This is a genomic window from Fusibacter sp. A1, from assembly GCF_004125825.1.
GTDB lineage: Bacteria > Bacillota > Clostridia > Peptostreptococcales > Acidaminobacteraceae > QQWI01.
Map to the genome: position 1 here is coordinate 1 of NZ_QQWI01000030.1, position 2767 is coordinate 2767.

Below are 2767 nucleotides of genomic sequence, written 5' to 3' on the forward strand. Positions count from 1 at the left end.
TCTCACTCACTCCCACATTTTCTCTAAGACGCTCCGCTCCAAAAGCAAGGCAAACATTCCTCACCTACCTATCTTTCCTTGCATTTAAAGCGAAGCGCCTTAAAAATACATGTCCAATTGAAAAATGTCAGCTGTCACCAGATGAACAACCGCTAGGTAGTAAAAGAGTTGCATAAAAAGAACCCTTAGCGTGGTTTTCCAAATATGCATTGCCCTCCAAACCCAACTACCACCGCTTAAAAGTCTGCAACGAGCAGACTAGTCATGTTTTGCTATTGCCTTGATTGAATCATTTTTATATCCTGATATTGGAGGTGACATATGGAAAATGATATAAGTACTCAAATAATAGGAATCGCAATTAAAGTACATACCACTTTGGGTCCTGGCTTACTTGAATCAATTTATGAAGAGGCAATATGCTTTGAACTTATGAAGCGGAATATTCCTTTTAGTAGACAGGTAGAAGTTCCTGTATATTATGAAGGTGTCATATTAAAAACACTTAGATTAGATTTGCTAGTTGATAATGCCATTATAATCGAGGTCAAATCAAGCCCATATCGACCACAATTTGCAGTTCCACAACTATTATCCTATTTAAACTCAACAGCAATCCAAACTGGTTTAATCCTAAACTTCGGTTTACCTAGGATGATGGATGGGGTTAAAAGAGTTAGTAGGATTAAAAAATAGTACTAGCGAAATGCCATCTAAAAAACCGCCTAACAAGTGATAGACGGTCATTTTATATTTAAATTGATACTGCCATGCGAATGCAGGAACTAGACACCCATTATTCCTTACATATGATTATTCATTAAGAATAGTACTTCTGGAACTTACTCTTCGGTTTATTCGGAATAGTCATTTTCATTTTTCCTGAATCAATTAATGGATAAATATATGTCTTTATAAAATAACTCGGTGCCTCAAATCCAAATTTCTCTGCAAGTTCTTCCCTCGTTCGCGGCGTAATACAGTAATTTATTATCTCATTTTCAAAATCGATATCTTTATCTTGAACAACTGTTTTTTTGTAAAAAATTACTTTGAATACCCCCCGTTGATCAATAAATACCGGATGAGGCATCCCGGCTTTTTTAAGTTCTGCAATGACAGTAGGAATACCGGAAAATCTATTCTCAGTATCAACCATAATTTCTAATGCTCCCGCTAAATAAGGATTCCTTGTGTCGGCGGCGGCCTTCCCTAAATTATCGACAGTAATTCTGCCATATAGACCTCCTGGATTCTCCAGTTCCAATCTATCCTCATACATAATTAACCTGATAGGTGAACGTTCTGTATGGACACTGTAATCTCTGTGTATAAGTGCATTTAGGATAATCTCCCTTATTGCCTTTATTGGGTATTCAGGTTTATCGGCACGAGTCCCTTCTTCAGTCACAATCGTTTTGACCTTCATGTTTCTTCGTACAAAAGCCAATGTGCCTTCAAGCATTTGAGATATGGTTCCTTCAATTCGTTTATTATCTACAAATCGTTCTCCATCTTCGCCAAGTTCACCAATCTCTTTCCCCTGCACTACCATCGCTGTCACGCTCAGTTGTGGCGTAAACTCTTGTGGATACTCACCAAGAAGCATTAATCCTGCCAAAGTAGGAAAACCATCTTGACATAAACCTTGAGTTTCTAGTATTCGTTTATCTTCAAGGTTTGCTAGATTCATCTTTAGCCTACGCAACTTTATGAGATATTCAGTAATATTGTCTTTTTTCAAGTACTCCATCGTTGCCCGTTCAACCGACCTAAGTTCATCATGTATCCTTCTTTTATAAGCTTCATAGCTATATATCTCATATTCCGTCATAGGTTGATCAGAATCACCAACACGAATATATGATCCTCTTAACCTCCCAGCACCTTTATAAAAACATGGTTTATCATAAATATCAAACTCTGATATTTCTGCGCTAACAACTACCTTGTCCTCTACTTGGGCAACAGTGAACAGTGGTCGTACCACAGGTTCCATCTGCAATGACTGTTCCATTACTTTCTTTTGTAGGTCTTGGGCATCATAAACACCTACCACTTTATAATCATCCTCTTCATCAATACCAAAAACAATAATCCCACCACCAGTTTGATTTGAAAAGCTTGATAAGGTATCATACAATTTTGATGGCGTACCGCCTAACGCCTTCTTAAGTTCTATATGCTGTTTTTCACATTTTTCAAAAGTGATTTTTTGAACTAATTGTACCAATTCATCTTCTAACATAGGAATCCTCCTTCTCATCTCATCCTTGATTATAACTTAATTTTATGCAAACATCAAAATTTTATGCAAACGGTTCGTCTTTTAGACAAATTTAATCAAATTTAAGCAAATACATATTCCATAATTCCTAAAAAATTTTTCTAAAAAGTTATGTTTTTAGATTTATTCATTTTCACAACACATGAAAGAGAAGTGCCATCTATAAAACCACACTAAGGGTTGTAACTTGCAACGCTTTACTCACCCAATCAACCACCCACCATTCACCATCTCTCTCTCACTCCCACATTTTCTCTAAGACACTCCGCTCCAAAAGCAAGGCAAACATGCCTCACCTACCTATCCTTCCTTGCATTTCAAGCGCAGCGCCTTAAAAATACATGTCCAATTGAAAAATGCCAGTTGGCACCAAACGAACAACCGCTAGGTAGTAAAAGAGTTGTATGAAAAGAACCCTTAGTGTGGTTTTCAAAATACACATTGCCCTCCAACCACTTCATCAGAGTATAAAGAGAAGTG

2 protein-coding genes are annotated in these 2767 nt (G+C 37.1%); one reads left to right on the plus strand and one right to left on the minus strand.

Annotated elements, in window-relative coordinates:
* Positions 1-321: 321 nt before the first annotated feature.
* Positions 322-696: a GxxExxY protein gene (locus tag DWB64_RS18995; RefSeq protein WP_129489804.1), complete on the plus strand. Its 375-nt coding sequence runs from the start codon at positions 322-324 to the stop codon at positions 694-696.
* Between the two features lie 124 nt (positions 697-820).
* Here the strand turns inward: DWB64_RS18995 and DWB64_RS19000 are convergent, their stop codons facing one another.
* Positions 821-2248 (minus strand): ATP-binding protein, encoded by a 1428-nt coding sequence (locus tag DWB64_RS19000; RefSeq protein ID WP_129489805.1) that lies wholly within the window; start codon positions 2246-2248, stop codon positions 821-823.
* Between the last annotated feature and the right edge of the window lie 519 nt (positions 2249-2767).